Source organism: Pseudoalteromonas sp. SG43-4 (genome assembly GCF_014164325.1).
GTDB lineage: Bacteria > Pseudomonadota > Gammaproteobacteria > Enterobacterales > Alteromonadaceae > Pseudoalteromonas > Pseudoalteromonas distincta.
Map to the genome: position 1 here is coordinate 67,814 of NZ_JACJFB010000014.1, position 24,512 is coordinate 92,325.

Sequence of the window (24,512 nt, forward strand, 5' to 3'; positions counted from 1 at the left end):
ACAGGTTATTTTTAGGTATATTTAATTACTTAATAAAAAATAAAAAACAAAAAACAACAAGGACTTTGACTGATGAAACGTACTCCATTCGCACTTGCTGCATTATCGCTAGCTATTTTAAGTGGCTGTAATCAAGCCCCTGAAGAAACCAAAAAAAATAATACACAAGTTAAAACGGTTCAAGTAGCCCAAGCTATTGCCCCAGTTGCTAAAAAAGTGCCTCATGAGATGACTATTCATGGTGACACACGTGTAGATAATTACTATTGGTTACGTGATGACGAACGTAAAGCGCCAGAGGTGATTAACTATTTAGAAGCTGAAAATACATACACAGATGCAATGCTTGCACATACCAAAACGCTGCAAAGTGAATTGTTTGAAGAGCTAAAAGGGCGTATCCAAAAAGACGATGATTCAGTCCCAGTTAAAAGCGGTGATTATTTTTACTCAACGCAAACACGTGGCGATAACGAGTACACTACTTACTTACGCAGCAGCGATTTTGCAGGTACGGGTCAGCAAGTTATTTTAGATGTAAATGAGCTTGCGAAAGGCCATGATTATTATGCAGTAAGTGGCTTAAATGTAAGCCCGAATGGCAATTTAATGGCTTATGGCGAAGATACTGTTAGCCGTCGTATTTATAGTATAAAAATAAAAGATTTAACAACCGGTAAATTACTCGAAGATACACTTGAGGGCACCAACGGCGGTATAGTTTGGGCAAACGATAATAAAACGGTTTACTACATTAAAAAAGATTTACAAACTCTACTAGGTTACCAAGTTTATCGTCATACATTAGGTACACCACAAGCTGATGATGAGCTAATTTACGAAGAAACAGACACCAGTTACTACATGGGTATGAGTAAAAGCAAAGATGAGTCAGAAATTTATATTTGGCACAGCAGCACAGCAGCATCAGGCGTATCGGTACTAAGTGCTGATGATGCTAAAGCAATGCCTAAACGCTTAATTGAGCGCGAAGCAGGGCTTGAATATGAAATTTCGAAGTTAGGAAATACTTACTACATTGTAACTAACTTAGATGCTGTAAATTTTCAGCTGATGAAAGTGGATATTGATAAAGCTGGTGACAAAGCAAATTGGCAAAGTGTGATCCCAGCGCGCGATGATATTAAGCTCGAAGGCATTGATTTATTTAATGACTACTTAGTTTACCAAGAGCGTGAAATGGGCCAATCAAAGTTGATTGCTCGTCATTTAAAAACAGGTAAAGAGTTGCCACTGAGCTTTAACGATAGCGCTTATACAATTGGTACTTATGGCAATAACGATATAGATAGCAGCACGTTACGTGTTTACTACACAAGCATGACCACTCCAGGTTCATCGTACGATGTAGATTTAGCGACTGGCGATAAAAAACTACTTAAACAGCAAGCTGTATTAGGTGATTTTGATGCTGATAATTACGCCTCAGAGCGTATTTTTGTAACAGCACGTGATGGCATAAAAGTACCGGTAAGCTTAGTTTACCGTAAAGACGCGTTTAAAAAAGATGGTACTAACCCGCTACTGCAATATGGTTACGGCTCTTATGGCGCAACCATGGACCCTACTTTTTCAAGCACGCGTTTGAGTTTACTTGACCGTGGCTTTGTATTTGCCATTGCCCATGTACGTGGCTCGCAAATGCTAGGCCGTCCTTGGTACGAAGACGGCAAGCTACTCACTAAAAAGAATACGTTTAATGACTTTGTTGATGTAACTAAAGCATTGGTTTCTCAAAAGTATGGCGCAAAAGATGAAATATTTGCGTTAGGTGGCAGTGCTGGTGGCTTATTAATGGGCGCAGTAGCAAACCAAGCGCCTGAGCTTTATAAAGGCATGGTTGCTGCGGTACCGTTTGTAGATGTAGTAACAACGATGCTTGATGCGAGCATTCCGCTTACAACAAATGAATACGGCGAGTGGGGTAATCCGAACGAAAAAGCGTATTACGATTACATGCTATCTTACTCGCCATACGACCAAGTATCTAAGCAAGCATATCCTAATATGTTGGTAACGACTGGCTTGCACGATTCACAAGTTCAATACTTTGAGCCTGCAAAATGGGTTGCTAAGCTGCGTGACTATAAAACTGATGACAATAAGTTACTGTTTAAAATAGATATGGAAGCAGGGCACGGCGGCGCATCGGGTCGCTTTAAGCGCTTAGAAGATACCGCGCTAAACTATGCATTTATGCTTGATTTAGCGGGTATTAAAAAGTAATTAATTTATATATTTAAAATAAACAAAAATGTAAGGTGCTTTTTAAGAAAGCACCTTTTTTTGTGGCAAGTTAAAGCTAAACATAGTGCCTTTACCAATTTCACTTTGTACGTAAATTTCGCTATCCATCAGTTTTAATAACCCTCTGCAAATAGCCAATCCTAAACCACCTTGCTGGCGCCCTTCTTTATTAGAATTACTTGCTTGGTAGTGCGGATCAAAAATAGCATTCAGCTCATCTTCTTTTATGCCTACGCCCGTGTCTGATACATGCACAAATAGTTGATTATCGTCACTGCGTTTTACATGTACTGCAATGCTGCCGCCGCGAGGGGTATGCCTAATTGCATTATCAATTAAGTTACTTAACACGCGCTCTAATTTAGCTATATCGGCAACCACAGGAAAATCACAAATCGCAGGTTCTACCGACAAACTAATGCCTTTTTTATCAACGGCTAAACTAAATTTTGCCATGCAATCGTAAATAAGCTCACCTAAATTAAAGGTTTCTTTATTTATACTTATTTCGCCATTTTCTAAGTGAGCAAGCTCAAATATTTGCTCTATGAGTAGCTTTAATTGCCCACAATTATTAAGCGATACCTGCAAGTATTCTTGCTGCTCTTTTTTACTTAGCTGCTCGCCTGACTGATTTAATACTTCTAAAAACCCCTGCAGTGAAGCAAGTGGTGTACGTAGGTCGTGCGATAAGTGAGTTAGTAACTCTTTGCGTTGCTTATCGCCTTGCTCAAGTGCTTTAAACTGCTCGTTAATACGCGTTAGCATGGCTTGAATACTTCGCCCTAAACTATGCACTTCGTTACTTTTTTGCGTTGAGTAATTACTTAGCTTGGTGTCGGTAAGGCTGTAGTTAGCTGCTTCAATATTACTAACATCGCGGGCTAAGCGCTGAATTGGGTTGGTAAAAAAGCGTAGCAAAATTAGCATCGCAATAAATAAAAATGCGAGTGCAGAGCCAAGCCATAAAGCGGCTAGCCATAACTTATCATTATTTTTTACAGTACTTAGTGAGGTGTCGTAAGCCTCACCACCAATAATTACATATAAATAGCCTTGTAGCTTATCTTGATTAAATACTGGCGCGGCTGAAAATATTTTTTGTTGCTCTTTATTACGAGGATTATCACCATAAATAGGGGCAGCGCTTGGGTCGTTAATCAGCCTTTTTAAAGGCGTTAAACTAATATGCGTGCGTTTAACTTTCCCCGGCTTTGCTGAGTAAGTAAGAATTTTTCCGGTTTCGTCTACAAAATAAAATTCAAACGCAGGGCCTAATAACATCAAGGTATGAAAGAGGTTTTCAAGCGCTTTATAGTCGTAAACACCTTCTTTTATTAATGGGTTATCCTGTACTAAATGCTCGGCAAGCGCCAAATGTAAATTTTGCTCAGCATGATGTTTTGAGGTGAGTTCCAGTTGCTTGCTCCAGCCGTAAACTAGGGCGCAAATAAAACAAAAAATGACAACTAGCGATATAGCTAATTTTTGATACAAAGATAATTTCATAATAGGTGTCTTAATTGAGTTGGCTAGGGTTTAATTTGTAACCAACACCCCAAACTGTTTCGATGATAGGCGCTTGTTGGTGTTCTTCTAGCTTGGCACGTAAGCGGTTTATATGTGAATTAACCGTGTGCTCGTAACCACTGTGTTGGTAACCCCATACTTTATCGAGTAACTGCTGGCGGCTAAAAACATGATTAGGATGGCGTGCAAAGTAAACGAGTAAATCAAATTCGGTGGCGGTAAGGTTAAGGGCTTGCTTGCCTAAATACACTTGGTGCGAACTAAATTCTATATTGAGTGAGCCTACATTTAGTGTTTGTTCGCTATCAACGGGGGAGTTGTCGTTGTTTTGGCCTGCGAGTAGTTGTGCTCTGTGGCGTAATTGGGTTTTGACTCTGGCTTGTAATTCGCGTGCAAAAAAGGGTTTACAAATATAATCATCGGCGCCCATTTCAAGGCCAATAACTCTGTCCATATCGCTACTCAGCGCGGTGAGTAAAATAACGGAGGTAGTAGGGTAATGCTCTTTTATTTTTCGGCATAAGCTCAAACCATCCATTTGGGGTAAGTTTATATCGAGTAAAATAAGTCCGTAGGGATGCTTGGCTATTTTTTTTAAGGCTAGTTCTGCGCTCACAACATGATCAACATGTAAGTTAAGCGACGTTAGCTGCGTGATAATTAATTTACCTATTTCTCTGTCATCTTCTACTACTAATATTTTTTCGTGACGCATGTATAACCTCGTAAAAAAGGGGGCATCCGTGCTCCCTTACTTCCCCATTACAAGCTGGAACGTTACTGCGTGCGCGTAATTACTATTTTCGATACTGGGTTATCAAACTTATGTTCAACACCAAGTGCTGATGTAGATAATCCATCTTGATTTGAAACAATGCCTGGATGCATCGTTATTATATCGGCTGTATCGTCACGTATTTCGTTAAACCCTTCACCGCTAGCGGCAGGACCTGGCACAGTTTCAGCTGTTTCTGTATTTGCTTCCGTACCCGCATCATAAGCTGTCGTAGTGCGTGATAACGAGCCGCCAACTTCTAATGTTGATACATCTAAAGAACTAAGACCGGTAAAAGCATCATTTGTATTCCCAAGCATGGCAGCAAATGACAAATTAAGCGTTTCTTGCTCTTCAACAGTAATGATTACTGTGGTGGTTTCACCAGGGCCAATAGCGCCTTCAGCTGAAACTGCAGCAAGTGCACTTTCGTAGCTGAGGTATTCTTCATTTGCACCGCTTTCTGCAAGCATTTCTAAGCCAACAGAAGCTGTTGTACCGAAGGTCCAAGGTGCTTCATCTTCAAAAGCAATGACAGAGAGTGGTGACAAAGGCTGTCCTGCAGTTAAGTTACTAAAAGTAATAGTAAACTCACTGATCACAGGTTCTACAACAATTGGCTCAACAACGACCGGCTCTTCAACAACTGGGTCGTTATCATTATCGCTACACGCTGCAAGTGTGGTTGCAAGTGCAAGCACTAGTAGACTTTTTTTAAGGTTGTTAGCAGATGACATAATCATGCTCCTACTTAACTGTAACGGTTAATTGTGCTACTGGGTTTAACCATCTGTGTACTGTATTACTTAAATCGCTATTACCCGCTTCTAAATCGTCATCACCTAAGCTACCCGGGTGAATATGAATGTTAGTGTTTGTATCACCACTTAATACACCTGTACCGCCAGTGCCAGCGTCGCCACCTGGAGCAGCAGGAATACCCGGAGTACCTGGTGCGCCAGAGCCTTCAACTACAAGCTCATTGTTTTGTTCTGTGCCTGCATCGTAAGCATTTAAATTAATTGTGTAAGTACCCGCTTCTGTTGGGATTTTCCAACTGTTTAAGCCTACAAAGCCATCATTAGTTGGTAGCATCATTGCGGTTAAAGATAGGTACTCATTACCGTCGGTCGTGCTCAGTGTTGCCGTTGTAGATGCGGCTGGTGCAAGTAAACCTTCAGCTGGGTTTGCAGCCATATCACTACCCGCAGCAGTTGCTTGTGCAACTAACTCTTCAATATTGCCGCCTTCAGCCATTGTTTGTAGTGCTGTAGATGCTTGCGTTGCTACCTCAAACAGTGTGTCTTCGCTGTTGTGTGCTGTAATTAACAGTGGAGTAAAGTGAATACCTTTGGTTAGGTTAGTTACTTTTAGGTCTAATTCTGCGGCCATAGTCGATTGGCTAGCTGCCGCTAAAAGAATTGCGATTGTTAATGTAGAAGTTTTCATTATTATTTCCTGTAAGTGATGATTCGAGTTAAGTATTGAATAATCGTCTCCAGAAACTCTCACAAACTTATCACTTTTTTATCACAAGATTTCACGCTGTGATTTTTAAACATAAATACGTTGGTTGATTTGTAGACATTTGTTTAGTTAAGAGGCAACATACATAAAACAAAAAGGAGAGTGTTATGGAAGAAAATCAACAGGTTGAACCAGTTAATAAAGATGACCGTACGTGGGCTATGTTATGCCATTTAAGTGCGCTTGCTGGGTTTGTTGTGCCGTTTGGCTCAATAATTGGGCCATTAATTGTGTGGTTAATTAAAAGAGATGAAATGCCAATTGTTGACGTGCACGGTAAAAAGGCGCTTAACTTTCAAATAACGATGGCAATTGCATATGTAGTTTGTTTTGTACTGATGTTTGTAGCAATCGGCTTAATATTACTACCTATAGTGGCAATTTTTGGGTTTGTAATGGTTGTAATCGCAAGTATTAAAGCTAATGAAGGTAAAGAGTTTAATTACCCGTTTAGTTTAAATTTGATAAAATAAACACACAGTTTATTTTTATACCAATTGCATTAAATTAGTGACCTATTATAGCGATAAGAAAATAGCTCAATAACAAGGCTAAAATTATGATACATAGTTGTTCTATATAAATAATTTTTAACGTAGTTAGTGAGTTATTTAATACGCTAGAATGATCATGTTTTTAATAAAATTGGTATTATAAACCCAGCTATAGGCTGGGTTTTTACGTTTAGCCATAAGGGCATTATGCTTTATCTCACGTTATTTATTAGCGCATTTATATCTGCGACATTACTGCCTAGCTCTTCTGAGGTGATAATGGTGGGAATGATTACTCAAGATAAAGTTAATTTATGGCTTATGTGGTGCGTAGCAACACTTGGAAATGTGTTAGGGAGCTGTGTTAATTACTGGTTAGGCACGCAGGTACTGCGTTTTAAAGATAAAAAATGGTTTCCGGTATCGCAAAAAGGGCTTGATAGCGCACAAAAGCAATTTAATAAATATGGAGTGTATAGTTTGTTATTTGCTTGGTTACCGGTTGTTGGGGACCCATTAACGGTGATTGGAGGCATATTTAAAGTACGATTTAGTACCTTTTTACTGTTAGTAACACTAGGCAAAGGCGCTCGCTATTTAGCGGTTATCGCCCTTGCCGTAGGATTCGAAAAGCTTTTTTCAATAAGTTTTTAAGTGCTTATTTAGCCCAATCAAGCGTTAACGACACTGAGTCGGCAAAACGCAGTGCATGTGGTTTATCAACACGTGCTTTAGCGTAATGAACGCTTGGGTGCGCGTGACAAACGGCAAGAATTTCAGCAACTAATTTTTCTAGCAGTAAAAAGTGCCCTTGCTCTACTAAGCTAATAACTTCTTTGGTGATCACTTTATAATTAAGTGCTTGGTCAACTTCATCCGTTTTACACGCATCATCAGCAGGGTAGTGAATCTCTAGATTAATCACTACATCTTGCTTTTTTTCACGCTCATCGGGGTTAAAGCCAATAAACGTACGCAGGCGTAAATTAGTAACGTTAATAATTGCATTAGCCATAGGGTTAACCTTTTATAAGCTGCAAAAATTCGTTACGTGTTTTAGGATCGCTTCTAAAGTTACCTAACATTACTGATGTACGCATGCTTGAATTTTGCTTTTCTACACCACGCATCATCATACACATGTGTTTTGCCTCAACAATAACGCCTACGCCCTTAGCGCCAGTAACTTCTTCAACTGCTTTAGCGATTTGATGCGTTAACTGTTCTTGAATTTGAAAACGGCGTGAAAACATATCAACAATACGGGCAAATTTAGACAAGCCTAATACTTTACCGTTTGGTATATAAGCAATATGGCAACGGCCAATAAAAGGCAGTAAATGATGCTCACACATAGAGTAGAGCTCTATGTCTTGTACTAATACCATGTCGTCAGCGTCAGATGTAAATACTGCTTTATTAGTTATTTCATCAAGCGTTTGACGATACCCTTGCGTTAAATATTCCATTGCTTTTGCAGCACGTTTTGGCGTATCAAGTAAGCCTTCGCGGTTAGCATCTTCGCCTACAGCGGTGATGATTTTTTCATAACTTTCTTTTAATTCATTGTGCATAAATATCTCAGTTTATTTATATTTACTTTAAATGACGACCGCCATCAATAGGCAAAGAGCGCCCTGTGATGTAGTGGCTTTGTAATAGTAAATCAATGCTATTGATAATTTCTTGGCATCCGGGTTCAATGCCCATTAATGATTTTTTAAGGGTCTTAGCTCGATATTGTTCATCGTCATGTTCATTAAAAATAATGAGCGATGGAGCAACCGAGTTCACTTTTATATTTGGCGCATATTTAGCGCTAAACGATTTGGTTAGGTTGTCGAGTGCTGCTTTACTTGCTGCATAAGCTAAGTGTTTAGGGCTGCCTGTTTCAACTACATAATCAGTAAGATGTATTATATCGGCAGGTACTTTTTCATTTTGCTGATAGTTTAAAAGCAGCTCTGCGCACATTAAATTAATTAAATACGGTGTTTTGGCATGTATCCGCATCATATTATCAAACAGTGCTGCAAAGTCAGGGTTGTTAGCTTCGCAGTCCCAGCTTGATGCGTTATGAACAATAGCGCGCAGCGATGTTGTATGCTCTTTAAGCGTATTTATAAATGTACTAATACCTTCATCGGTACTAAAATCGGCATAAATACATACAGCGCCTTGTTGCTCTAATTTATCAACAGCGGCGTGACGAGTACGATACGTGATAATAATACTCTGCCCTTGGGCTATATAATGCTGAGCGAGTGCTAAACCAATGCGTTGGCCTGCGCCGGTAATTAAAATGGGCGATGTCATATAAGGCAGTGTTCTCTTTGGCGGGTAGTTATACCAATATAATTAAAAATATCATCATTCTATCGCTATTTCATAGGGCTATAATAGCTCACTAATTTAATGCAATTGGTATTATAAAATTCAAAGCGTTAATTTATTAAAATATACGCAGCTTCTTAATCTGTCGATCAAAAAAGCAATTAATCCTCAAAGGCATTAATTGCTTTATTTTAGCTACTAAACCTTAATCGTAAATTGTCGGAATTGGTTGACGCTTATGTTGTGTACGCGTGTAAATGCTTACAAGCTTTTGTTCAACATCATTAGACACAGGTTTACCTTCTAAAAAGTCATCAATTTGCTCATAGCTCAAACCAAGTGCTTCTTCGTCTGTTAAACCTGGGCGGTCACTTTCTAAATCAGCTGTAGGTGCTTTATCTACCAATAAAGCTGGCGCACCTAGTGCAGTAGCAAGTGCACGAACTTGGCGTTTTGATAAACCAAACAGAGGGGCTAAATCGCACGCGCCGTCACCAAATTTAGTATAAAAACCAGTAATGTTTTCAGCACTATGATCGGTACCCACTACTAAGCCTTGGCAAAAACCTGCAATTTCGTACTGAGCAACCATACGTTGACGCGCTTTAACATTACCTTTAATAAAATCTATTTGAGCTTGCTCAGGCAGTGCTTCACCACAGCCAACTACGGCAGCTATCGCTTGCTCATGCAATGCATCAGCCGCAGGTTGTACGTTTACGGTCATACGTTTACTTGGCTGAATAAAATCAACCGCCATTTGTGCTTCATCTTCGTCAGCTTGTACACCATAAGGTAGGCGCACTGCAATAAACTGATACTTGTCAGTATCGTGTTCTTTATTTAGCTCGTTTACAGCAAGTTGACATAAGCGGCCGCAGGTTGATGAGTCAACACCACCGCTAATACCCAGTACTAACGAGCGTGAATGAGCTGCTACCAAACGTGTTTTAATAAAATTAACTCGGCGAGTTATCTCAGCATTTACATCAATCGTTGGCTGAACCTTCATTTCAGCCATAATTTCGGCGCGCATTGCCAGCTCCTTATAAAATTTAATATGTGATACGCAATAAACTTATTATGTGATTTAGTTTTAGTTAATTAAAGTTTTAAATGAGCTTTTATTTGGCGAAGCTCTGCTTTTAATTTTTCTACTTCTTCAAGTAAATCGCTTAATTCTTTGTCTTTAATTACTTCGCTTGGTAGAGCAACAAAGGCATCGGCGGGATTATTTTGTTGTTCGCCAAATAAATGAATATATCGGCTGTCACGTTTTCCAGCTTCACGCTCTAGCTTTGTGACGTACTCGCTTTCAATCAGTTTATTGAGCGCTGCCTCTACTTCATTTACGTTATTAAAATCAGCAAGCCTAGCACTGCGGGTTCTTAATTCACCAGGGGTTTGAGCACCACGCAAAAGTAATAAACAAACAATGGCACGCTGCTGAGCAGAAAATTGCAGATTACTAAATTCAGTGTTGCAAAAGCGGTGATCGTATTTATTTACGCGACCCGAAAGACCTTCATCTATTGTAACCAAACGCATTTCTATTAGTTCATCAAGTGCGTTTTGCACGTCTTCATCTGTAAGACTTAACACAGGATCGCGATTAGACTTTTGGTTACATGCGTTCACGAGAGCGTTTAACGATAGCGGATAATGCTCTGGCGTCGTGCTTTGTTTTTCTAATAGGCAACCAAGAATACGTTGTTGATTTGTTGATAACTGCATAAATAATCTCAAATTAGTAAGCGTATTTTATTAGCTTACACCTTTATTGAATGCCAAGCCATTGTTGAAGCTTTGGTTGTAATGCAGCTAAATCGAGAGGCTTACTTAAATAGTCGTTCATGCCTGCGGCTAGACATTTTTCTTTATCGCCCTGCATGGCATTGGCTGTTAGCGCAATAATAGTAATATTTTCATTATCTTTACCTGCATCACCTTCTCTAATGGCTTTAGTGGCTTGGTAGCCATCCATTTCGGGCATTTGGCAATCCATTAAAACTAGCTTATATGGTTTACCTTGTTTTGCATTGAGCTTTACAATTGCCTCAAGGCCATTTTCGGCAATATCAAAAGTAACACCCGCCTGCTTTAATAGCGCAGAGGCAACCACTTGGTTTATTTTATTGTCTTCAACAAGCAATAGTTGTGGTTCTGATGAATCCAGTACTGGCGCTTTAGTTAGCTTGTTTTGAAGCTGTGCTTGTTGCTGCTGTTGTTCAATGTATTTATCGTTTGTAAGTGAGTCAAACAAATCAGACGGTGTGAGAGGTTTGAAAATCATACAGTCGACTTCCATACCTACTTTAGACTCCTCAGACGAATAACTCATTGGCGCCATAATAACTAACTTGCAACTATGCATATTTATAAAGTTTTTGAGCGCGGTGATATGCGTTTGTGGGGCTTTTTCAAAAAAGTAGTAATCAACTAAAATAGCACCAGGGTGGGTGGTTACATTACTTAAGTAATCATCAACCTCAAGATAGTTATGTATACAATTAACTTTTGCACCCCAAACAGTGAGCTGCTTATTAGCGGTGTTAGCATTTAACGAGCACTCATCAATAATTAAAATATGTTTGTTTTTAATTAAATGACTCGGTAAATCTTGTTCTTTACTTAAGCGCGGTTGTATTTGTACTGTGAAAGAAAATGTACTTCCTTCACCTTGCATACTGTTTACACTCACTTCACCGTTCATCAGTTCGCACAATTGTTTTACTATGGCAAGACCAAGCCCTGTGCCCCCAAATTGGCGTGTTGTTGAAGCATCGGCTTGTGTGAATGAGTCAAATAACGACGCTTGTTTTTTAGGGTCAATACCAATACCAGTATCAATAATCGAACATTGTAGGAACGAGCCATCCGTTGTTTCATCTATTCTGGCAGTAATGACTACTTCGCCATCAATAGTAAATTTAACCGCGTTGCCAATTAAGTTATTTAAAATTTGGCGCAAGCGGTTAGGGTCACTAATTATCTCGCTAACAGTTATTTGAGTAGCATCTAGAATAAGTTTTGTATTGTTTTGTTCTACCTTTAAAGCAAAGGACTCCACCACTTCGCCTAATAACCGAGGTAAATTAAATTGCACGTTTTCAATATCGAGCTTACCGGCTTCAATTTTAGAAAAGTCTAATATGTCATTAATTATATTAAGCAAAGATTGAGCTGATGATTGAGCAAGTTCAATATGATGTTTTTGCTGTAGGTCCAATTGAGTTTGCTTAATTATGTTAAGCATACCTAAAACACCGTTCATTGGGGTGCGAATTTCGTGGCTCATACTCGCTAAAAATTCACTTTTAGCTTCAACAGCTTGTTCGGCGGTTTCTTTGGCAGAAACTAGTTTTTGTTCGGTTTCAATTCGCTGTTGGCTTGAGTGCAAGCTGCCTATTAACGCTGCAACGGCAATTAAAAAGCTTTCTTCGTTTTTAGACCAGTAGCGTTTTGATTGGCATTGCTCTGCGCAGACGACTCCTATAGCGCCACTTCCTGCAGGGATTATTACGCACAGCATTGATTTAATCTCGAGAGTCATTAAATACTGTTCTTTAATTGGCTCGAGTATTGGGTGTTCTTGGGCGTCAGGCACATTAAATACAGGCTGGTGATCTATTGCATTAAAAAAGCCGGGAAGATTTTTTCTTAGCCAAATAGAGTCAATTTTATCACTAGACGAATGTTTGCTATGTATGGCAAAAGGGCTTAGTTGGGATTTGTCTTCATTAAAAAACCAAATACTGGCACGTTTAATATCAAATGCTTGGCAGATTGCTTTAGTAATAATGTCTTTTGATTGGCTAAGTTGCCCATTTAATATTAATTTATTAACGGTCAGGGAGGCTAAAATTTCGTTGTGTAATGCGGTTTTATTATTTTCTAATTCAATTTTTTTACGGGTATCAATATTCTGTAATGAGCCAAAGATACGTGTGCATCGTCCATTTTTTCGTTCTGCTTCACCATGTACAAGTACCCAAACAGATTCACCTTCTTCATCCATTACTTCTAATTCAACTTCGTAGCTTTCACCATATTTTATGGCTCGTTCAATTAAAGGTTTAATTGTTTCTCTGCTAGTGCCTTGTTTAAAGTAATTTAAATCTGTAGGCCATTCTGGTTGGTTATTTAATGGGTATTTAAATAGTTTTTTGGTCATATCAGACCAATATACTTGTTTCGTTTCTAAGTTAAATGACCATGCGCCTATTTGGGCTAGATCACTCATTGCTTCAAGCATTTTTTCGTTTTGTTGCTGACGATTAAGCATTTTCAAAAAGAATAAAAAGGCCCAAATTAATAATCCGCAAATAATAATAATTGATAACCTAAGTGGCCACACAGCTGAATTTGGTGGGCTCCAACCTATTTTAGGTGCTACGTAAAGTTGCCAATTGCCACCTTGAAAGCTTAACGTAAACTCAAGGGGGTCTTGCTCTATTATATTTTGATTACCGTAAAAAAACTCCCCTTTGCTGCCAAGTCCATGCCTGCCTTGTAAAGCGACGTTGTATTCTTTTTCTAGCTCATAAATACCTGAATTTTCATAGACTTTGTCAATGTTGAGAACAACTGAAAGTAATCCCCAAAAGCGATTATCTGGCGGTATGTAAACAGGAACTCGGGCTATAAGTGCTATGTCACCTTGGATTAATTTTAATGGGCCAGCCATTACAATGGTATTTGTATCACGAGCTCTAATAGCATCAGCGCGTTGGTTTTTTTCTTCTAAAAAGTTTAAACCGAGTGCTTTTTCATTACCTTTTAAGGGGTAAGTCATACGAATTACCATATCGGGTGCGCCACCAATATTGCGAAGCTCATTTGAGGTTTTAAATAGTGGTTGGGCAATTTGTTCAAACTGTGTTTGCTGTAAATCAGGCTGTGCTGCTACGGCAACACCTAAGCCTCGAACTAGTTGGATATTAGAAACTAAAATAGATTCTAATTGAGCTCGATATGTACTTACTTCAGAAAGAATTTGTAGGCGATGAGCATCTTTAACACGATTGTAGTTAATACGATCAAGTACGATACCAACTAGTACAGTTAGCGTAAGCGATAACCAAAAGGTCAACTTAAAGTTATGAACGTTCGTTTTTTTATTGTTAGTAGATGGTGGCATTTGCTACATCGTGGCGTTAATTTAGGCAAATTAACTATAGCTAATTTATTACACAAATGAAAACGGCGCATTAACAAATGCGCCGTTTATTTTTTATAATTAGTAGTTTAGCGAGTTACGAGTCGCTAACTTCACGCGCCCAGTGATTTTGCTTTGCTACATGTAGCTTGCGGTAACCATCAAGTAGCGCCGCATGCTTTTTAAAGCCTTCAAGCGATAAACCAGGGAAAGTTAAACCGTTAAACTGCTTTTTACCTTCGGCAATTTCTATAGCCAGCGCTACATTATTAGCACCAAACATTAAGCCTAGTGCATCTTGGTAATCTGCGTATTCGCGCTCGTCATCGTATTTAATTTCAAGAACTGCTTTTAAACAGCGGAAGTGGCGCATTGCCTCTTCGTTTACTTGGCCTGTATGAAGTATCCAGTCAACCCAATCAATGGCTTCTTCGCTGCCTGCAGCTAAACATAGGTGTGCTTTAAGCTCACCTATACGCAGTGTGTGCCATGGTGTGTCGGCATCGGTTGCAAGGCCAATAAATTCTGCGGCGCGGATAATATCGCTGTGGCCTGCTTCTTCAAGGCTGTCGTAAATTTCCATCCATTGCTCTGCATCGTACTGATCAAGCGATAGGAATGTTTCGCGAAATTTTGCGCCTTCGTTGTTGTTACGCCAAATAAGCTCATCAACAGGGTAAATGTCAGACATGCCAGGTACTAAAATACGACACGCGTATACGTTTAGGTGCGTGTAATCCATGATGTAGATATCATGATCCATGCTATGAATTAGATCAGTACAGAAGTTATATTCTTCTTCAGTTGTTCCGCTAAAGTCCCAGTGTACAAATTCAAAATCAGGTTTTGCACGGAAAAAATCATGCGAAATCAAACCGCTTGAATCAATAAAGTGCAGTTCAATGTTCTCTGGTGTTGCTACTTCGTCGTTATCAAAGGTAGCAGGTTGGAATACATCTAGCTGATCAAGACGACGACCTTGTAGTAACTCAGTCACGGTACGTTCAAGCGCAACTTCAAATGATGGGTGAGCACCAAAAGAAGCAAATACAGAACCATCTGTTGGGTTAATAAGCGTTACGCTCATTACAGGGTATTTACCCCCAAGTGACGCATCGGCAATACGTAAATGAAAGCCATGGCTGCGAAGCTCTTCACACGCTTCGTGAATTTTAGGGTATTGCTTAACAACGTCTTCAGGCACGATTGGTAAACAAATACCTTCGGCGATGATACGGTTTTTAATAGCACGTTCAAATACTTCTGATAAACCTTGTACGCGAGCTTCAAACTTGGTGTTACCTGCGCTCATACCGTTAGATACAAAAATATTACCGATAACGTTTACCGGAATGTATACGTCTTGGTTATCGCGTTGGCGTGTGTATGGCAGGGTACAAATACCACGATCGATATTGCCTGAGTTAAAATCAAAAAGGTGTGATGCGTTTAGTTCGCGCTCTGGGTCAAAGTAATCCCATAAGCTTTCATCCATAATGCCCTCTGGCACTTCATCGCCTTCAACTTTAAACCATTTTTCGCTTGGGTAATGAGTAAACTCGCCATTAGCAAATTCTTCACCTAGATAAAAGTCTGCAAAAAAGTAGTTACAGCTTAAACGTTCAAAGTATTCACCGAGTGCTGAAGCAATAGATGCTTTGTCGGTTGCGCCTTTACCATTGGTAAACATAACACCGCAGTCGCTGTCTTTTATATGAACCGAATAACAGTTAGCTACAGGGTTAAGCCAAAGCGCTTCTTCAACATTAATGTTTAGGGCTTTAAGCTTGTTTTGCATGGTAGAGATTGACGATTCTAGGTCGCGGTCTTTACCTTTGATAAATGTTTTTTCAGTCATATTTTACTCAACTAGTTCTGCACGATGTGTGGAGCGGACATTATCGTGGATTTTGATGTTTATTTCACCCTTTGCGAGCAAGAACATTATTATTTAATAAAACTGTGGTTATTATATGTGCTTAACGCTTGGTCAAAACGTGCAAAGGAAACGGTGATGTTTAAAGTAATCAAACGCTTGTTGTTATTAATTGTGATATTAGGGCTGGCAAGTACCGCTGTTGTTTATGGGGTACTTAGTTTAAGTTTACCCGCCCTTGATGGAAACGGACGCAGTAACGCGGTAGCAGAGCCTGTAAAAATTTCGCGAGATGCATTAGGGCAAGCAGTAATAAACGCCAATAGCCGAAACGACGCCGCCTACGGTTTAGGTTATGCGCATGGGCAAGACCGGTTTTTTCAAATGGATTTACTAAGGCGTAATGCCGCAGGTGAGTTAAGTGAATTATTTGGCGAAGCAGCGTTGGGGCTCGATAAAAAAATGCGTTTTCATCAATTACGTAAACGCAGCCAAATTATTTTACAAACCCTGCCTGAGACCGATAAGCAATTACTTAAAAGTTACGCTCAAGGTGTAAACGAAGGTTTAGCGCAAGTAGGGTATTCAAGCTTTGAATATTTACTAACCGGTGCAGCGCAAAAGCCATGGCAAAGTGAAGACAGCCTACTTGTGATATTTAGCATGTACCTTGATTTACAAAGCGCCACATTTGAGCGTGACCAAGCACTTATTCAAATTGAGCAAGCGTACACAAAGCAAATGGTTGATTTTTTAACGCAACCAAGTAAGTACCAAGCCGCGCTTGATGGCAGTAAATTAGCGCTTTATAGCGGCGGCATACCTACTTTTCCCAATCAAACAGAGCATATAGTTAAAAGCATTGAAGCCAACCAAGAGCGCGGCAGTAATAACTGGGCTGTTACAGGAGCGCTGACTAAAACAGGGGCTGGTATGGTGTCGGATGATATGCATTTATCGATGGCAGTACCTGTAATTTGGTACAGGGCACAATTAAATTACATGCACAGTGGTGAGCAGACTCAGGTAACCGGTGTATCGCTGCCCGGCGCACCTGCCATTGTTGTTGGCACTAACAACAATGTTGCATGGGGATTTACTAACGGTTATTTAGATACAGCCGATTGGGTTGTATTAAACGATGATAGTAAAACATGGCAAGTAGATGAACCTATTGCATTACCCGATGGGGAGGTTGAAAACTATTCATTAATACTCAGTGAATACGGCCCTGTAAAATATATTAACGAAAAACCTTATGCGTTGAGCTGGGCTGCCCATCAGCCTTATGCCGTTAATATGGAGTTATTAAAATTAGAGCAAGCCAAAACGGTAGATGATGCACTTGCTGTCGCAAGCGATGTAGGTATTCCGGTACAAAATCTTATGGTGGTAGACAGCCTTGGTAGCGCAGCGTGGAAAAACATGGGGGGTATACCGGCTCGTAAAGCGCCAAGTGAGCTTGGCGTAAATGCCGATGACTACTCAGCGCTTTGGCAGCAAAATGAATTACAACGCCCTTTTATTAAAAACCCGCAAAACGGTCGATTATGGACTGGTAATTCTCGCGTGGTATCGGCTGAGGATGACGCGCGTTTTGGTAATGGTGGCTATGCACTCGGCGCACGTTCGAGTCAAATTCGCGATAGATTATTTGAAAAACAAGCATTTGCTGAGAGCGACTTTTACGCATTACAACTTGATAACCAAGCTCGCTTTTTAATGCCTTGGCATGCTCTGCTATTAAAGCAATTAAAAGCCGATACAACTAAAAATCAGCAATATATAACAGCGCTTGAAAACTGGCAGCAATGTGCGTGTTCAACCTCCATAGGGTATACCTTAGTTAAGCGCTACCGCGATGAAGTGATTAATATTTTATTTAGCAGTATGGAAGATGAATTAAATAAACAACAAGGCACACTTAAATACGTAAAACGAGATTTAGAGCCCGCTGTTTGGCAGCTTATAAACAACAGGCCCGACACATGGATAAACCCACAATTTAAAAGCTGGGATGAGCAGTTACAAGGAGCATTTAGCCAAACTATTACTAAGCTTACAGAACAATTTGGTAATAACGTACAAAACTGGCAGTGGGGCAAGGTAAATGAGTTAGTGATAGAGCATCCGTTTGCAAAGCAAATGCCGTTACTTGCTAAGTTATTAAATATGCCCACAGCAGCGGGTTTTGGAGATAGTTATATGCCGGCCGTACAAGGGCGTAGTTTTGGCGCATCGCAGCGTTTTATTGCTCAACCTGGGCATTTAGAGCATGCAATTTTAGCTATTCCCGGTGGGCAATCGGGGCACCCTCTTTCTGAATTTTACAGAGCGGGGTTTAGTGATTACGTAGAAGGTAAGCATACACCTTTGTTGCCTCAAGAGTTAATACATCAAATAGTAATAAAGCCGACACGATGAACTAAAGTATAGCTAAACACGTTCTATATAATTACCAATAAAACAACAGAGAACTAAAATGAAAAAAATACTACCCGCATTAATAACAGGTTTATTACTAAGCACTACAGCGCAAGCAGATGATGGCCCAGTAACAGCACAAAAGCTAAGTGAGCATGTATACGTACTATTTGGGCAAGGCGGTAATATTGCAGCAAGTGTAGGTGATGATGGCATTTATATTATTGATGATCAGTTTGCCAAACTCTCAGATGATATTAAAAAAACCATTAGCGATTTAAAACCAGGCAGTGCAGAGTTTGTTATTAATACTCACCATCATGGCGATCATACCGGTGGCAACGAGAACTTTGCTAAAGCGGGTGCGCACGTTATAGCCCACGACAATGTACACAAACGTTTAGAAGAGCAGCACGGGGAAGGGTCAGACTTTTTACCGCGCATTAGTTTTGGTCACGACTTAAAACTACATTTTAATAACGAACACGCCCATGTAGTGCATTACGAACATGCACACACCGATGGCGATTCGGTTATCTTTTTTAGTAACGACAACATAGTGCACATGGGCGACATTTACTTTAATTTTGGCAGCTTACCGTTTGTTGATGTAGATAGCGGCGGCAGCGTTGATGGTATTTTAGCGGCAGTAAACGATGTAGTTAATCAAATTGACGACAACACTAAAGTAATACCAGGACACGGCAAGGTAAGTGACCGTTCAGGACTGATAGCGTATGGTAAGCTAGTTCAAAACGCGAAAGACGTAATGCTAAAAGCAATGCAAAATAATGCAAGCTTAGAGCAAGTACTTAAAGCCGATCCATTGGCTGAGCTGAATCTTGAATACGCAGGCTGGTTACCAAAAGAGAAAGTAACCACACTTTTTTATCGTAGCTTAAAGTAGTACGCGTAACGTAAAAAACATGATACAAAGCTGAGTGTACTTTAACGTACATTCGGCTTTTATTTTCTTATGCCCAAAGGAGTTGTGTATGTCGGCAGAAAAAACCCATCTTGAAATTTGTAACTTAACCAGAGAGCAATATCCGCAAATTAAAACCTTGATGGATCAAGCGTATCCCGACTTAGGCGGTGCGTGGCCAAGTCATACCATTTTTAGATTAATAGACCAGTTTCCTGAAGGGCAAATAGGTATTGTGGATGACGGCGTGCTGGTGGGCTTAGCATTAAGCGTGCAGGTTGATTACACGCGTTTTTCAAACCCGCATACATACGAAGATATTGCAGACGGTCACGACCGTGTATTTAGCGATACCGACGGCGATGCGCTATACGGCTTAGATGTTGCTATTAGCGAAAGTCACAGAGGCATGCGTTTAGGTCGTCGCCTTTATGATGCCCGTAAAGAATTGTGCCGCCAATATAACTTACGCGCTATTTTAGCAGGTGGGCGTATTCCGCGTTATTACAATCACAGCAGTGAAATGACGCCAATGGAATACATTGCAAAAGTAGATCAAAAAGAATTATACGATCCTATTTTAAGTTTTCAGTTATCTAACGATTTTCAGGTAAAACGATTACTTAAAAAGTATTTACCGGAGGATCAAGAGTCTGTTGGTTACGCCACTCTACTTGAGTGGAATAACATCATGTATGAGCCAACCGACACGGTACTTGAGTCAACTAAATCAATCGTGCGTGTAGGTGCTGTGCAATGGCAAATGCGTTGTGTTGAATCGGTTGAAGAAATGCTAAAGCAGGTTGAATACTTTGTAGATACCGTATCTGACTACAAAAGTGACTTTATACTATTCCCTGAGTTTTTTAATGCGCCACTAATGGGGCTAGGAAATCAAAGTAATCAAACAGAAGCGATTCGCTATTTAGCGGAATACACCGAAACGTTTAAAAACGCCATGTCGCGTATGGCAATAGAATACAACGCTAATATTATTACCGGCTCTATGCCACTTGCCGAAGATGATAAAATTTATAACGTAAGTTACCTATGCCATCGTAGCGGTAAAATAGACGAGCAACGTAAAATACACATAACCCCGCATGAGCAAAACGATTGGGTTATTCAAGGCGGCGATAAAATTGCCGTGTTTGATACCGATGCCGGTCGTGTAGGTATTCAAATTTGTTACGATGTAGAGTTTCCTGAGCTTTCACGCATATTGGCCAAACAAGGGTTAGATATTCTGTTTGTGCCATTTTGGACTGATACTAAAAACAGTTATTTACGTGTGCGCCACTGTGCACAAGCGCGTGCAATAGAAAACGAATGTTATGTGGTAATTGCAGGTTCGGTGGGTAATTTACCAGAGGTAGAAAGTCTTGATGTGCAGTACTCACAATCGGCGGTATTAACGCCATCGGACTTTTCGTTCCCGCACGATGCAACACTTAACGAAGCCACACCAAACACCGAAATGCTGCTATTTAGTGACCTTGATATGGATAAACTTAAAATTCTTCACAGCGAAGGCACTGTGCGTAATTTAAAAGATCGCCGCGAAGATTTATACGAAGTGATTGTTAAAAAGAGAGACGTTTAATGGCGTGGGTGTACTTAATTATTGCTGGGTTACTTGAAATTGGCTGGCCGATTGGCTTAAAAATTTCGCAAAACGCTGATACTCGCTGGCAAGGTATAGCAATAGCGGTGGTATTTTTAGTCGCTAGTGGTTTTATGTTGTGGCTTGCACAAAGGCAAATATCAATGGGTACCTCATACGCCGTATGGACAGGTATTGGCGCCGCCGGTACGTTTTTAGTGGGTATATTGTTTTATAACGATGCCGCTACATTTGGTCGTATTGCGGGAGTATTAATGATTATTAGTGGTGTGATAACACTAAAAATCAGCTCTTAGAACCAGTTCTTAAAGCTATAAAAATTATAACAGCGCAGGTATAAAAGCCTGCGCTTTTTTATGCCCTTAATTCGGCAACATAACCAAAACAGCGGCAATGGCTATGAGTATTAAGCCAGCAGTATCTTGTTTCTTAAGTGGCTGCTTTAACCAAAGAACGGCAATTAGCATGGTAAAAAACACTTCAACCTGTCCAAGTGTTTTAACGTAAGCAACGTGCTGTAAGCTCATTGCACTAAACCAGCCAATAGAACCGACACAACTAAAAACACTAATTGCGGCTGTAGTACCTTTGTATTGCCAAAGTTTACTAAGTGTTTGCGGCTCTTTTAATAATAAATAGCCCAGTAGTATTAGTGTTTGTAAGCTAATTACAAACAGCAAAACCCAAGCTGCTGAGTGAGGAAATAATAATCCTGAATTTAAGCTCGCTTCTCGTACCCACAGCGATGTAAGTGCAAAGCAAGTACCACAAGCCAGTCCTAGTAATGCTGTTTTAGCATTAAAGTGTTTAACGCTTGTTATGCCACTGAGTAGCAATACGGCAATAGCGCCAAAAAACACACCAAGCCAACCGAGCAAAGAAAGTGCCGAGCCAAAAAATAATACACCTAAAATGGCTGCTACTAACGCCTCGCTTTTGGCAAGACCAGCACCTACGGCGTAATTATTCATTTTAAATAACTTAACCATTAAACCAGTGGCAAGTATTTGCATCACACTTGCGCCTACAATAAATCCCCAAAAGGCATTATTAAACGTAGGCATGGCTGTATCTTGATATTGATACAAACCATATAAATACACGCCAGCAATAGGGCCTGCGATAATAAAGCGAGAGAGTGTTACGCCAGCCACACTCACATCGTTACTTAATTTACTTTGCAGGGCATTACGCCATGCTTGCATGAAGGCGGCTAAAAAAGTGAAAAATATCCAGGTCATGGTCGTCATCGTTAAAATGTAAGGCAGTAAAGTTAACAAGCTTTGTGAAGTAAAGCGATGCATTAACTATGATGTTGAATATTCATCATCTGCGACATTATGTCGCATGGGTTTTAGGATAAATTTAGCTATAGTAAGCCTGATGTTATTGTTAGCCGCCAGAGTTTGTCATAAAACGTATCTGGCGGCTTTTTTATTATGCTTATGCTAAATTATCCGAAACATAAAAAGGATAAATTATGACAACATTAGTTGTATGTGCATTACTTGCGGTATTAATGCCTTACTTTGCAAAAGTGCCGGTTGCTATAGCAATGGCAAAATTGGGTCGATACGACAATAAACACCCAAGGGCGCAACAAACAAAATTAACCGGCTTTGGTGCACGGGCGCTCGCTGCTCATCAAAACTGTTTTGAATCGCTTGCTGTTTTTGCTGTCGCTATTGCAGTTGTGCTGGGCACTAACTCTGTAGGTGCAGTGACCGAATCGCTAGCGGTTACGCATATTGTGTCGCGTATTTTGTATTGCGTATTTTACTATATGAACCTAGATATAATTCGTTCATTAGTGTGGTTTATTGGTTTGGGTACAGCCATTGCCATGATTGTGGTGAGTTTGTAGGTTTATATTTTAAAACCACAAAGCAAGCAGCCTAAAAGGGCGCTTGCTTTGTAGTCTTGAACAACTCGTGGCGTTAATGCGATACTTTAATTCGCTCAATTAAATCGGTAGGCGCCACTTCACTATTAATCGCAAAATCTAGTTGTACAAGTACATCTTCAAAACCTGAATCTGATGCTTTATATTTCCATTTTGCTAGCGCCTCTTTCGCTGATTTATCAAAAACATCTTTTGGTTTAGATTGAATAACACTAATATTTTTTGTTTTACCGTTAGCTGCAATATCGTATTTTAATACAACAGAGCCGCTGATCCCTTGTTGAGCTGCTTGTATTGGGTAAGCAGGTTCAATGCGTATTGTTGGTGAAATGTGATCCTCTTTAGTCATTGCTTCTGGTTGCTTTGCAATCGCTAATCCGCTTAGCATACTTGCTGCTACAAGCAATAAGCCACCTTTAGCAAACTTTGAACGCTCCCCGCTGTGTTTAATATTAGTTAGTCGTTGTAACATGGTTTTTTTATCTCCGTAGTGTGAATAAGCCATAAGTCCTGTGGGCGCATTTGCCGCGCAGTTTATTAAGGCTTTACTATATAAAATATGTTGTTGTGTGGTTTTATTGCTAAGTACCCGTTCATCACAAGTCAGCTCTTGTAGTCGGCGCATGCTTGCGTAACAAAACCAAGCTAGTGGGTTAAACCAAAGTAAAATAGTAGGTAGTAACATAAGTGCGTTTGTTAGGTTGTCTTTGCGTTTTATGTGTACGTTTTCGTGCTCTAAAATAAGCGCTAATGTGGCTTTATCAAACTGGGTATTGTAGTTACTCGGTAACACCAGCTTGCTGTTTAAAATACCGACCACCATTGGCGTGGCTACATGTTGGCTGGTATAAGTTTTAACATCAGCGGTAAGAGTGCCTTCAAATTGTGTTAACTCAGTTAACTGCAGGCTTTTAACAAAGCGGGTATGCGTAATGAAGCTAGCTATTAATAACTCAGCGGTAATAAGTACATACATGAGCGCCCAGCTAATACCCATTTCGTGTGTAAAAGGCTGGTTAGGGGTGATTAAGTAATGGCTAATATTGCTATTTTGCAGTGGTTTAATCGCATTTGGTAAATTAGCAATCACCAATGCCGCAGGTAATAGCCATGCTAATTTATATACAAACCGCGAGCCAAGGGCGTTTAAACCAAATCGCTCGAGTAAAATAAAACCACAAAACAAAATGCTTAATAGTAATTGCTGCTCAATTAACCAATTAAAACCAGTTTGAATAACCATGTTAATCCCTTACTTTTGGTTTTTTTCCCAGTCATCTATAACTTTTTTAAGCTCGTTTATATCTTGCTGAGAAAGCTGCTCCGATTTAGCAAAGCCACTCACAAGTGGCGCAATACGCCCACTAAAAAATCGCTCAATAAAGTTTTGGCTTTCTTTTAGGGTGTAGTCGGCGCGCTCCATACAGGGAGTATAAATATATTGGCGACCTTCTTTTTCAAATGTAAGTGCGCCTTTTTTTACTAGTCGACCTAGCAGGGTTTTAATGGTTTTTTCGTGCCATTGCTTATCGTCGCTTAAGCGCTCAATTATTTGGCTCGCGGTGGCGGGGTAGTTAATCCAAAGTGCGTCGAGCACGTCAAACTCTGCTTTTGATAATTCAATCATTTTATCGCCTACAAGTGTAATCTTTAATTTAAGACTACACCTGTAAT

22 protein-coding genes are annotated in these 24,512 nt (G+C 40.0%); 8 read left to right on the forward strand and 14 right to left on the reverse strand.

Features of this window, described 5'->3' with window-relative positions:
- Positions 1 to 72: 72 nt before the first annotated feature.
- Positions 73 to 2,247: a S9 family peptidase gene (locus H5160_RS14125; protein WP_182737804.1), complete on the forward strand. Its 2,175-nt coding sequence runs from the start codon at positions 73 to 75 to the stop codon at positions 2,245 to 2,247.
- A gap of 42 nt (positions 2,248 to 2,289) precedes the next feature.
- On the opposite strand, the gene H5160_RS14130 is transcribed toward H5160_RS14125, so the two are convergent.
- The 4 genes from H5160_RS14130 to H5160_RS14145 all read right to left on the reverse strand — a co-directional run bounded on the left by H5160_RS14130 (position 2,290) and on the right by H5160_RS14145 (position 6,022).
- Positions 2,290 to 3,777 (reverse strand): cell wall metabolism sensor histidine kinase WalK, encoded by a 1,488-nt coding sequence (locus H5160_RS14130; protein ID WP_007580487.1) that lies wholly within the window; start codon positions 3,775 to 3,777, stop codon positions 2,290 to 2,292.
- Positions 3,778 to 3,787: 10 nt separating this feature from the next.
- On the reverse strand, positions 3,788 to 4,513 hold the full coding sequence (locus H5160_RS14135; RefSeq protein WP_182737805.1) for a response regulator transcription factor: 726 nt from the start codon (positions 4,511 to 4,513) through the stop codon (positions 3,788 to 3,790).
- A 62-nt stretch (positions 4,514 to 4,575) separates the two neighbouring features.
- Positions 4,576 to 5,310, reverse strand: coding sequence for a spondin domain-containing protein (locus tag H5160_RS14140; RefSeq protein ID WP_024607274.1), 735 nt, complete (start codon positions 5,308 to 5,310; stop codon positions 4,576 to 4,578).
- A 10-nt stretch (positions 5,311 to 5,320) separates the two neighbouring features.
- Positions 5,321 to 6,022, reverse strand: coding sequence for a spondin domain-containing protein (locus tag H5160_RS14145; RefSeq protein ID WP_154903805.1), 702 nt, complete (start codon positions 6,020 to 6,022; stop codon positions 5,321 to 5,323).
- Positions 6,023 to 6,207: 185 nt separating this feature from the next.
- Between H5160_RS14145 and H5160_RS14150 the strand changes: the two genes are divergently transcribed.
- Both H5160_RS14150 and H5160_RS14155 read left to right on the forward strand, forming a co-directional pair.
- The gene (locus tag H5160_RS14150) at positions 6,208 to 6,573 is read left to right on the forward strand and encodes a DUF4870 domain-containing protein (RefSeq protein ID WP_182716689.1); all 366 of its coding nucleotides are present in this window, start codon (positions 6,208 to 6,210) and stop codon (positions 6,571 to 6,573) included.
- A gap of 228 nt (positions 6,574 to 6,801) precedes the next feature.
- Positions 6,802 to 7,248 (forward strand): YqaA family protein, encoded by a 447-nt coding sequence (locus H5160_RS14155; protein WP_182716708.1) that lies wholly within the window; start codon positions 6,802 to 6,804, stop codon positions 7,246 to 7,248.
- Between the two features lie 4 nt (positions 7,249 to 7,252).
- Here H5160_RS14155 and folX read toward each other — a convergent pair whose 3' ends face one another.
- The 7 genes from folX to ycaO all read right to left on the reverse strand — a co-directional run bounded on the left by folX (position 7,253) and on the right by ycaO (position 15,944).
- On the reverse strand, positions 7,253 to 7,609 hold the full coding sequence (gene folX / locus H5160_RS14160) for a dihydroneopterin triphosphate 2'-epimerase (protein ID WP_002962340.1): 357 nt from the start codon (positions 7,607 to 7,609) through the stop codon (positions 7,253 to 7,255).
- Positions 7,610 to 7,613: 4 nt separating this feature from the next.
- A complete protein-coding gene (gene folE, locus H5160_RS14165; protein ID WP_002962341.1) occupies positions 7,614 to 8,168 on the reverse strand; it encodes a GTP cyclohydrolase I FolE in 555 nt (184 codons plus the stop codon).
- 22 nt (positions 8,169 to 8,190) lie between these two features.
- Positions 8,191 to 8,910 (reverse strand): dihydromonapterin reductase, encoded by a 720-nt coding sequence (gene folM / locus H5160_RS14170; protein WP_182716707.1) that lies wholly within the window; start codon positions 8,908 to 8,910, stop codon positions 8,191 to 8,193.
- Between the two features lie 223 nt (positions 8,911 to 9,133).
- Positions 9,134 to 9,964 (reverse strand): ammonia-dependent NAD(+) synthetase, encoded by an 831-nt coding sequence (nadE, locus tag H5160_RS14175; protein ID WP_024589633.1) that lies wholly within the window; start codon positions 9,962 to 9,964, stop codon positions 9,134 to 9,136.
- A gap of 68 nt (positions 9,965 to 10,032) precedes the next feature.
- Complete coding sequence (locus H5160_RS14180; protein WP_002962344.1) at positions 10,033 to 10,662, reverse strand: YceH family protein; 630 nt, start codon at positions 10,660 to 10,662, stop codon at positions 10,033 to 10,035.
- Between the two features lie 43 nt (positions 10,663 to 10,705).
- Complete coding sequence (locus H5160_RS14185; protein ID WP_182737807.1) at positions 10,706 to 14,068, reverse strand: ATP-binding protein; 3,363 nt, start codon at positions 14,066 to 14,068, stop codon at positions 10,706 to 10,708.
- Positions 14,069 to 14,183: 115 nt separating this feature from the next.
- On the reverse strand, positions 14,184 to 15,944 hold the full coding sequence (gene ycaO / locus H5160_RS14190) for a 30S ribosomal protein S12 methylthiotransferase accessory factor YcaO (protein WP_024595461.1): 1,761 nt from the start codon (positions 15,942 to 15,944) through the stop codon (positions 14,184 to 14,186).
- A gap of 156 nt (positions 15,945 to 16,100) precedes the next feature.
- Between ycaO and H5160_RS14195 the strand changes: the two genes are divergently transcribed.
- The 4 genes from H5160_RS14195 to H5160_RS14210 all read left to right on the forward strand — a co-directional run bounded on the left by H5160_RS14195 (position 16,101) and on the right by H5160_RS14210 (position 21,231).
- Entirely contained in the window at positions 16,101 to 18,386 is a 2,286-nt protein-coding gene (locus H5160_RS14195) for a penicillin acylase family protein (protein WP_182737808.1), read from the forward strand.
- 58 nt (positions 18,387 to 18,444) lie between these two features.
- A complete protein-coding gene (locus tag H5160_RS14200; RefSeq protein ID WP_039486908.1) occupies positions 18,445 to 19,293 on the forward strand; it encodes an MBL fold metallo-hydrolase in 849 nt (282 codons plus the stop codon).
- A gap of 88 nt (positions 19,294 to 19,381) precedes the next feature.
- Positions 19,382 to 20,914, forward strand: a complete 1,533-nt coding sequence (locus H5160_RS14205) for a bifunctional GNAT family N-acetyltransferase/carbon-nitrogen hydrolase family protein (protein ID WP_024595458.1) — start codon at positions 19,382 to 19,384, stop codon at positions 20,912 to 20,914.
- The gene (locus tag H5160_RS14210) at positions 20,914 to 21,231 is read left to right on the forward strand and encodes a multidrug efflux SMR transporter (RefSeq protein WP_002962354.1); all 318 of its coding nucleotides are present in this window, start codon (positions 20,914 to 20,916) and stop codon (positions 21,229 to 21,231) included. The genes H5160_RS14205 and H5160_RS14210 overlap by 1 nt, the downstream gene beginning before the upstream one ends.
- A 66-nt stretch (positions 21,232 to 21,297) precedes the next feature.
- On the opposite strand, the gene H5160_RS14215 is transcribed toward H5160_RS14210, so the two are convergent.
- Positions 21,298 to 22,176 carry a DMT family transporter gene (locus tag H5160_RS14215; protein WP_182696179.1) on the reverse strand — a complete coding sequence of 293 codons (879 nt, stop codon included), beginning with the start codon at positions 22,174 to 22,176 and terminating at the stop codon, positions 21,298 to 21,300.
- 239 nt (positions 22,177 to 22,415) lie between these two features.
- On the opposite strand from H5160_RS14215, the gene H5160_RS14220 reads away from it, so the two are divergent.
- A complete protein-coding gene (locus H5160_RS14220) occupies positions 22,416 to 22,799 on the forward strand; it encodes an MAPEG family protein (protein ID WP_182692774.1) in 384 nt (127 codons plus the stop codon).
- Between the two features lie 73 nt (positions 22,800 to 22,872).
- On the opposite strand, the gene H5160_RS14225 is transcribed toward H5160_RS14220, so the two are convergent.
- Both H5160_RS14225 and H5160_RS14230 read right to left on the reverse strand, forming a co-directional pair.
- A complete protein-coding gene (locus H5160_RS14225) occupies positions 22,873 to 24,081 on the reverse strand; it encodes a TonB family protein (RefSeq protein ID WP_182737809.1) in 1,209 nt (402 codons plus the stop codon).
- Between the two features lie 9 nt (positions 24,082 to 24,090).
- Positions 24,091 to 24,465, reverse strand: a complete 375-nt coding sequence (locus H5160_RS14230; RefSeq protein ID WP_007377323.1) for a BlaI/MecI/CopY family transcriptional regulator — start codon at positions 24,463 to 24,465, stop codon at positions 24,091 to 24,093.
- Positions 24,466 to 24,512 lie beyond the last annotated feature (47 nt).

Coding starts and splice junctions, on each gene's coding strand:
- H5160_RS14125 (WP_182737804.1), top strand. CDS start 73: ATGAAACGTACTCCATTCGCACTTGCTGCATTATCGCTAGCTATTTTA.
- H5160_RS14130 (WP_007580487.1), bottom strand. CDS start 3,777: ATGAAATTATCTTTGTATCAAAAATTAGCTATATCGCTAGTTGTCATT.
- H5160_RS14135 (WP_182737805.1), bottom strand. CDS start 4,513: ATGCGTCACGAAAAAATATTAGTAGTAGAAGATGACAGAGAAATAGGT.
- H5160_RS14140 (WP_024607274.1), bottom strand. CDS start 5,310: ATGTCATCTGCTAACAACCTTAAAAAAAGTCTACTAGTGCTTGCACTT.
- H5160_RS14145 (WP_154903805.1), bottom strand. CDS start 6,022: ATGAAAACTTCTACATTAACAATCGCAATTCTTTTAGCGGCAGCTAGC.
- H5160_RS14150 (WP_182716689.1), top strand. CDS start 6,208: ATGGAAGAAAATCAACAGGTTGAACCAGTTAATAAAGATGACCGTACG.
- H5160_RS14155 (WP_182716708.1), top strand. CDS start 6,802: ATGCTTTATCTCACGTTATTTATTAGCGCATTTATATCTGCGACATTA.
- folX (WP_002962340.1), bottom strand. CDS start 7,609: ATGGCTAATGCAATTATTAACGTTACTAATTTACGCCTGCGTACGTTT.
- folE (WP_002962341.1), bottom strand. CDS start 8,168: ATGCACAATGAATTAAAAGAAAGTTATGAAAAAATCATCACCGCTGTA.
- folM (WP_182716707.1), bottom strand. CDS start 8,910: ATGACATCGCCCATTTTAATTACCGGCGCAGGCCAACGCATTGGTTTA.
- nadE (WP_024589633.1), bottom strand. CDS start 9,964: ATGCGCGCCGAAATTATGGCTGAAATGAAGGTTCAGCCAACGATTGAT.
- H5160_RS14180 (WP_002962344.1), bottom strand. CDS start 10,662: ATGCAGTTATCAACAAATCAACAACGTATTCTTGGTTGCCTATTAGAA.
- H5160_RS14185 (WP_182737807.1), bottom strand. CDS start 14,068: ATGCCACCATCTACTAACAATAAAAAAACGAACGTTCATAACTTTAAG.
- ycaO (WP_024595461.1), bottom strand. CDS start 15,944: ATGACTGAAAAAACATTTATCAAAGGTAAAGACCGCGACCTAGAATCG.
- H5160_RS14195 (WP_182737808.1), top strand. CDS start 16,101: ATGTTTAAAGTAATCAAACGCTTGTTGTTATTAATTGTGATATTAGGG.
- H5160_RS14200 (WP_039486908.1), top strand. CDS start 18,445: ATGAAAAAAATACTACCCGCATTAATAACAGGTTTATTACTAAGCACT.
- H5160_RS14205 (WP_024595458.1), top strand. CDS start 19,382: ATGTCGGCAGAAAAAACCCATCTTGAAATTTGTAACTTAACCAGAGAG.
- H5160_RS14210 (WP_002962354.1), top strand. CDS start 20,914: ATGGCGTGGGTGTACTTAATTATTGCTGGGTTACTTGAAATTGGCTGG.
- H5160_RS14215 (WP_182696179.1), bottom strand. CDS start 22,176: ATGACCTGGATATTTTTCACTTTTTTAGCCGCCTTCATGCAAGCATGG.
- H5160_RS14220 (WP_182692774.1), top strand. CDS start 22,416: ATGACAACATTAGTTGTATGTGCATTACTTGCGGTATTAATGCCTTAC.
- H5160_RS14225 (WP_182737809.1), bottom strand. CDS start 24,081: ATGGTTATTCAAACTGGTTTTAATTGGTTAATTGAGCAGCAATTACTA.
- H5160_RS14230 (WP_007377323.1), bottom strand. CDS start 24,465: ATGATTGAATTATCAAAAGCAGAGTTTGACGTGCTCGACGCACTTTGG.